General features: G+C 39.0%; 5 protein-coding genes, 1 rRNA gene, 1 pseudogene and 1 riboswitch. Of the genes and pseudogenes, 1 reads left to right on the top strand and 6 read right to left on the bottom strand.

The annotated features are described in order from the left end of the window. Positions 1–62 (bottom strand): 16S ribosomal RNA (locus KNP80_RS15540); the annotation flags it as partial. A gap of 344 nt (positions 63–406) precedes the next feature. Between KNP80_RS15540 and KNP80_RS15545 the strand changes: the two genes are divergently transcribed. Continuing rightward, on the top strand, positions 407–1,240 hold the full coding sequence (locus tag KNP80_RS15545) for a VanW family protein (protein WP_214720158.1): 834 nt from the start codon (positions 407–409) through the stop codon (positions 1,238–1,240). Positions 1,241–1,260: 20 nt separating this feature from the next. Here the strand turns inward: KNP80_RS15545 and KNP80_RS15550 are convergent, their stop codons facing one another. From KNP80_RS15550 to KNP80_RS15570, 5 genes and pseudogenes are all read right to left on the bottom strand, one after another. Continuing rightward, positions 1,261–2,622, bottom strand: a complete 1,362-nt coding sequence (locus KNP80_RS15550; protein ID WP_251129052.1) for an NCS2 family permease — start codon at positions 2,620–2,622, stop codon at positions 1,261–1,263. A gap of 88 nt (positions 2,623–2,710) precedes the next feature. Continuing rightward, a riboswitch (purine riboswitch) is annotated at positions 2,711–2,812 on the bottom strand. A gap of 137 nt (positions 2,813–2,949) precedes the next feature. Further along, positions 2,950–3,024, bottom strand: a pseudogene (locus KNP80_RS16075) (GMP synthase (glutamine-hydrolyzing)); the annotation flags it as partial. Between the two features lie 129 nt (positions 3,025–3,153). Then, entirely contained in the window at positions 3,154–5,652 is a 2,499-nt protein-coding gene (locus tag KNP80_RS15560) for a DEAD/DEAH box helicase family protein (RefSeq protein ID WP_214835071.1), read from the bottom strand. A 303-nt stretch (positions 5,653–5,955) separates the two neighbouring features. After that, entirely contained in the window at positions 5,956–6,531 is a 576-nt protein-coding gene (locus KNP80_RS15565) for a recombinase family protein (RefSeq protein ID WP_214835072.1), read from the bottom strand. A 377-nt stretch (positions 6,532–6,908) separates the two neighbouring features. Further along, positions 6,909–7,115, bottom strand: coding sequence for a hypothetical protein (locus KNP80_RS15570; protein ID WP_214835073.1), 207 nt, complete (start codon positions 7,113–7,115; stop codon positions 6,909–6,911). Positions 7,116–7,289: the final 174 nt, after the last annotated feature.

Consider the following 7,289-nt stretch of genomic DNA (forward strand, 5'->3'; position numbering starts at 1 on the left):
ACTTGCATGTATTAGGCACGCCGCCAGCGTTCGTCCTGAGCCAGGATCAAACTCTCCAAAGAATTTGATATAGCTCTTTAAAACATGACGAAGCTTGCGCTTCATTCAAACATTGTAAAACTTTTTTGCCTCATCGTTCAGTTTTCAAAGTTCGTCTGTCGCTCTTGGCGACTAAATGATAATAACATTTATCATTATTGTGTGTCAACCAGTTTGTTTACTAAGTTGTAAGCATCGCTGGCAACAGAGATAACTATAGCATCCCCTTCTACCACATGGCAAGCATTATTCTAAAAAAACTTTAAAAGTTTTTCATCCTCTTCATTTTAACTCCTTGATTTCGAGAAGGGCATTATCCCCTGTTGGCGAATACACACCAATACCAACTTAAAGAAGGTGACACTCAATGCTTCAACTGCAGCCAAAGAAACGATCGAACCTGCGCATATGGGCAGGAACCCAGTATTACACATTAAAACGCCAGGCTCAATGGATGACGGACGGGAAACGGTATACCGCTCAACGAAACACTATACCGTTGCCTTATCTTATCCACGAGCATCGCACCCCACTCTACCGAAGATTACGCGACGTCGATCTCGAGATGCAACAGAACAAAGTCATCAATCTCAATATCGCCATCAAACAGTTAAATGGCATCATCGTCTCTCCGAACGAAGTGCTCTCGTATTGGAAAACCATCGGGCGACCCACCAAGCGAAAAGGCTATGTGGACGGAATGATTTTGCATTACGGAAAGGTCACGACCGGAACCGGGGGCGGATTGTGCCAATTATCCAACTTGATTTATTGGATCACGCTCCATAGCCCACTCACAGTGACCGAGCGTTACCGCCACAGTTATGATGTCTTCCCTGATTCACGAAGGGACCAACCGTTTGGGAGTGGCGCCACATGTTCCTACAACTATTTAGACCTTCAAATCACCAATCGGACGGCACAGACGTTTCAACTCCTTCTATATATAGAGGGGGATTATCTCGTAGGGCAATGGCGGTCCAATATCCCACCAACCGTTCAATATGAGATATATGAAGAAAACCACCACTTCACGAATGAATGGTGGGGTGGAACAGTTCGGCATAACCAAATATTTAGAAGCGTCCTCTCCCAAGATGGCACATTCATCCGAAATGAGTTCATCACAGAAAACCATGCCTTAACCATGTACGACCCCTTCTTACCTGAAAACACTGCATACAAAAAAGCCGACTCATAAACCGAGTCGGCTTCATTTCATTACGCGTGCGGCAAGAATATAAAGTAAGCCAAGAAGATCACTAACATGCCGTACATGATTGGGTGGATCTCTTTCGTCTTCCCTTTCGCGATCATCATGAGCGGATACAAGATGAAACCGAGCCCAATCCCCGTCGCAATCGACGAAGTGAGGGGCATCATCAGAATCGTCATGAATGAAGGAATCGCGATTTCTAGCTTTCTCCAGTCGATATCGAGTAAAGCCGAAGCCATGAGTACTCCTACGATAATCAATGCAGGGGCTGTGACCGCCGATGTGACGACTGCCAAGAGTGGCGAGAAGAAGAGCGCCAATCCGAAGAACAAACCTGCGAATACAGCCGTCAAGCCCGAACGACCACCGGCCGCCACACCAGCAGACGATTCTACATATGACGTCGCAGTCGATGTCCCAAAGATTGCACCTGCCACTGTTGCTGTTGAGTCAGCCATGAGCGCTTTACTCGCACGTGGCACTTTGTTGTCTTTCATGATTCCTGCTTGACGAGCTACCGCTACGAGCGTACCCGCTGTATCAAAGAAATCAATGAAGAAGAACGTCAAGATGACGACTAGCATTTGGACCGTGAAGACTTCTGAGAAATTGATGAACGCTTGTCCGAAAGTCGATGACATGCTCGGTGGTGCCGAGACGATGTCTGAGATGGCAGTCGGTGTCGGTACAAGATTGAAGATCATCCCGACAATTGCCGTGAGAAGCATCCCGATGAAGATACCACCTTTTACATTTCGAACCATTAACAATGCTGTCACTACAAGACCGAACACTGAAAGGAGTGTCGTCCCTGTTCCGAGTGAACCGAGACCGACGAGCGTCGCCTCGTTGGCGACGACGATACCTGCATTTTTCAAACCGATAAAGGCGATAAAGAAACCAATCCCTGCCGCGACCGCCATTTTGAGTGGTCCCGGAATTGCGTTGACGACTGTCTCACGAATACCTGACAGTGTTAAAACGATAAAGAACAAACCAGAAACGAGAACCCCTGATAGTGCCGTTTGCCATGGAATACCCATGCCGAGAACTACACTGTACGCGAAGAAGGCGTTAAGCCCCATACCCGGAGCGATCGCAATCGGATAGTTGGCGAACAAGCCCATCATGACAGAACCGACGAGGGCGACAAGACCGGTTGCCACGAAAACAGCGTCCATGTCCATTCCTGCTGCACCTAACACGTTCGGGTTAACGAACAAGATGTAAGCCATTGCCAGGAACGTAGTGAATCCTGCGATCAATTCCGTTTTGATGTTCGTTCCAAGTTCATTCAACTGGAAGTAACGTTCAATCCGGTTTCCTGATGGTTGGTGATTTGGTTCTTGCTTGAGCTGTGTGCTCATTGGTTTTCCTCCTTGGCTCGCCGTAAAACGAGAAAAGGTCCCCGATTGATAACCGGAGACCCCACGCGAAACATACAGGGACATACGTCCCCGATCTATGTCTCGCCGTAGTGAAATCATTTAAGGTGATTTCGTAGAGACTCTCGGGCCATATTCCCGATATTATACGGCAAAATAATTTTTAATTGTTCGGATATGATAAGAACGTTTTTATCTTAACAACGGCAAAATCGAATGTCAACACAAATGACGGATTTTAATCAAATATTTCGATCTATTGTTCGGATTTAACAAATAAAAACAGAGGGGATTTCTCCCCTCTGGTGGTTATTCCCACTCGATTGTTGCTGGTGGCTTCGATGTGATGTCGTACAGGACACGGTTGACGTGACTGACATTACTAGCTTCAACGGTATATCCCAAATTAATTATCGCTCAATTTTCTCAGCTATTTGTTTGTACAATTGTAGCAGGCAAAAAGTGCAATAACAACTTATTTATACGCTGTCTAGATATTTGCTAGGTGCAAATTTACTTTGATCCATTTTCGAATTCAACAGTATATTTTTCTATAAATGAATCGTGTTCAAAATAGAAGCTTTTTAGTAATCCAGCAACTGTAGGCTTATCATAGGAACAAGATGCTACTTGAGTAATAAACGACCCCAAATTTTCTCTTAACTCTTCTAGTTTTTCTTTTGTAATAATCCTAGTGGTTGCATGAGGAGTTGCCGCATATTCAAAGCGATTATACGGATGTATCATAATTGGAATTCTCTTAGAGATTAAAGGGTAATGATTTTCAAACCAAACTAAGGATCCATTTAGTTGATTACAGTATCTTTTAGAAATAGTTGAGGTTGTCGCCTCGTTTTTACACTCAATAATGAGAGCTGAATTTTCTCCAGTTGCCCATAAATTATCAGGTCCTTTGTTAAATTCATTTTCAGGTCTTTGTGAAATAAACCCTAGATGATTTCCCAAGTCTTTTACAGCCTGTTCGAAATTATTCGCAGAATAATTAATAAATTGCAACTTTTCCACAACCGCTCTAAAACCCAATACATACTCATTAGTACTCGAGTAAGTGTTCGTGTTGAAGTCAATAATTCTGTCCACTTGAGAAGCGTTGATAAATCGGACCTTGTTATAAGCAATCCCACTAATAGGATAAGGTAGAGCGCTATTTAAATTTTTAGAGGTTATCACCATTTCCTGTGCCGCAACATTATTATAAAAATTAGTATACTTAGCCATTTTGTATTTAAGATAACCTTTCGTTTTACCGTTAGCCTTATTTACTAATACTTGAATAACTCCCGATGCATCTTGATAATTTCTATTCTTAGCTAAATCAAATGCTTTTTTTTGTTCAAGAGTGTCGTTATTGAAAGTCAGTTCGGGATTGTACTTGACTTTTAATATCGTAGCATTATGTAAAGTAACCCATTCAGGATCCCTATTTAAGCAATACTTAATAGTTGCATCTATTTCTTCCAATTCTCCATTTTCAATTTCCTTATTGATCATTCTTGAAAGATCTAGTTGCTTTCTAGTCGCTTCTGTAAAGGCATTTTTCGCATCAGGTGCATATAAAGCCTTGACAAGAGAATTACCCATTAAAAAAACTACACAGTAGTCCTCTTTGGAACGTACGCCACGTCCCATACCCTGTTCTATTCTCTGAACTTTATCAATTAAACTTTGCCGGCTTCCACTTAAAGCTAATTCTTCAAACTTCCCAAATACGCCTCTAGCATCTGGTAGCCCATCCAATACAAGTACTTGGCAAGCATTTCTGGGCAAGTCGATACCATCGTATCTATTAATTAATACAACTAATCCAACGTGTCCATCCTTTAATCTTTGAGTAGTTCGAATCAAATCGCGTTGCTCTTTAACTACGACATCAGCAACGTCATCCCAAAATCTTGAACGATATTCAGAAGGTACTAAAACCACAACATTTTTATTACCTGATAAACTTTTGAAATAACCTTTTAACTCGTTGTCAGTAATTTCAGGATTGATTTCTTGCGGAATAACAATAAGTCTTTCTCCAATATCATTTGCCTTCTTAGGCGTGATCGCCGCCTCCACACTCGTGCTTTCAATATTGAAATGAGACACTAATACAGTATCATCTTCAATTGTTGCACTCATAAAGATTCTTCGAGGACACTCATTGAAGCTAGGAATTACTTCAACCGGCAAAAAGTCTAAGTTAATCACTATCTCTTCCGAAGAAATAATACAATCTGATAAACTTAAGTTATCTTTTATTAATGCCCAATTATAAAACAAACTTGAATTATTCTCACTATTATCTTCACGACGAGCATGAAGAAGTTTTGTAACATCAGCAATTTTTTCTTGCCAGTCCCAGAATGGAATTAATTGTTGAACTCCTCTATCTCCATCTTCCAACTCTAATAATCTACTTTCACTCTGATGCTTAATCGTATCCTTAAATATTTCAAAGATCGAACTGTATAATGAATTGCTACGAGGAATAGAAATTGCAAATTGCGATTTTGCAATTTTCATACACGCATGTGCATCGTCTACTATTAAACAACCTATATTTTTTTTCATTTCATTTATGCCAAAAGTAGACCTCCCATTAATAATCTTATGTATGGTAATAACTAATATAGCTTCTCCCTTTTCAAAGTCCGTATCATTAGGATCTTTTGTGACCTTGATACCTAAGTCGTTTGCTTCTTTAACAATTTGTTCAATCAAGTAGTTATCTGGAACAACATATGCAGCGGGACCTTTTCCGTCATTCAAATATGATTTTAAAATAAGTAGTCCTATTAAAGTTTTACCACTGCCTGTATTCATTTTAATAATCGTATTATCTTCATCAAAGTTTTTACTATACCATTCTTCTAACACTTCAACCTGAGGATGTCTAAGCAAACCGTTATACTTTTCGTTTTTATTAGGTAATAAATCAAAAATCTCAATCGGATTAGTAACTGATGAATTCAATGCATCGCTTAATAACTTTTCAAAGTTTAACATTTTCTTAACCATCTCCTTATTTTTAACTCGTTCAACTTTATAATACCTTATTTATTTCAAAAAATTGTTATTCAATCCGTGTTATTTTCCTTTTTGAAACATGTTCCCGCTTAAAATTAACTATGGATAAGGAAACTGTATATTAATAGTAATGTCGAGCATTAGAAATGCATCATAATAATTCTGAAAATCATCTATATGATCTACATATTGAAAACTCCTAGTGTGTGTTTAAACCCACTTCCTATGCTCTCCAAATACTGCCATACGAAAAATGTGGTTATTATCCCCCCCATCTCTATCTTATTGCTTTTTGCTTTCTCGAATTATTTTATAAACAGTTGCCCGACCAATACCATATTCCTTGGCAATGTCTTTTGCACTCTCACCAATCTCAAATAATGTACATACTCTATTTTTTACTTTTTGATCTATCGCCGGTCTCCCACCAATTCTACCCCTTTTACGTGCAGCATCTAATCCAGCCTTTGTTCGCTGCTGAATGATATCACGCTCAAACTCAGCAAAGACAGCTAACATACCGAACATCGCTTTTCCAGTTGGTGTAGATGTATCAAACGCATCGTTGATTGATACCAAATCAACTTTTTTCTCTTTAAGTTGTTCAGTCAATTCATATAATTCTTTCGTACTACGCGCCAACCGATCTAACTTATAAACCACAAAAATATCTCCTTCAGTTGTGGCTTTTATTGCGTTGTTTAACTCAGTTCTATTATTTTTTCGACTGGATACTTTCTCTACATACATCACCAACCTTAATCCCTTTTCATCCGCATACTTCTCTATAGCATGTTCTTGCATGTCGAGGTTTTGTTCTCCTGTACTTACACGACAGTATCCAATTACTCTATTCATAAAGTAACAACCTTTCTATTTTCTCATACGTTTTATATACATACTATATTAGACGGGTTTATAGACAAAAACAACAAAAAAAGAAAGCACAAACGTTCATTTGTACTTTCTTACTAATTTATCTATAAAACGATGGTTAAATAGATAGTTTTTTGATCTATAAATTAAAAGATGTCTCTTTTTCGCTGTTCTCCTCGTATATAATATTTGTTGCTAACCCCCCTTGAACGCCTTTGAGAGAATTGTTCTTTTTAACATCTCAATATCTTCTTCTAAATCCATATTTTTTTCTGTTTATATTCTAGCGAACCATATTTATTAAGTATTTTTGTAATTTCAATAAAATCGATATTTTATTTTATAAAAAGAGGCTTCATTTACGAAGCCCCTCTCTCATCACAAACTCCTATTGCGCCACCTTTAAACTTTTTATGATTTGTCTTATATTGAAATTCCGCTTCTCCTACAGCCCATTGCCCCGTATGTTCATTGTGAACCCATCTCGTATAGTAATTCTTTGAAACAGTATTATTTATATCAAAATGTATGCAGTGTAGTACTTCTTCTTCATGTAATTTTTTCAAGTACTCTACAATAGACTTTCTAACTATCCCAGTGTTTTTTGCAATAGTTGTATTTTGCAATACAAATGTGCACAATAATGCAACGAAAAGTACAGAACTTTGCCAGCTGGGTTTTAGTGTTTCGACAACGCATGCGTGACACGATAACTGTCACCTGTAAAGTTTAGTATGTGA

The organism is Exiguobacterium sp. E4787 (assembly GCF_018618375.1).
Classification (GTDB): domain Bacteria; phylum Bacillota; class Bacilli; order Exiguobacteriales; family Exiguobacteriaceae; genus Exiguobacterium; species Exiguobacterium chiriqhucha.

Bases quoted from the DNA above. Each gene is read 5' to 3' on its own strand.
- KNP80_RS15545 (WP_214720158.1), top strand. From the start codon at position 407: ATGCTTCAACTGCAGCCAAAGAAACGATCGAACCTGCGCATATGGGCA.
- KNP80_RS15550 (WP_251129052.1), bottom strand. From the start codon at position 2,622: ATGAGCACACAGCTCAAGCAAGAACCAAATCACCAACCATCAGGAAAC.
- KNP80_RS15560 (WP_214835071.1), bottom strand. From the start codon at position 5,652: ATGTTAAACTTTGAAAAGTTATTAAGCGATGCATTGAATTCATCAGTT.
- KNP80_RS15565 (WP_214835072.1), bottom strand. From the start codon at position 6,531: ATGAATAGAGTAATTGGATACTGTCGTGTAAGTACAGGAGAACAAAAC.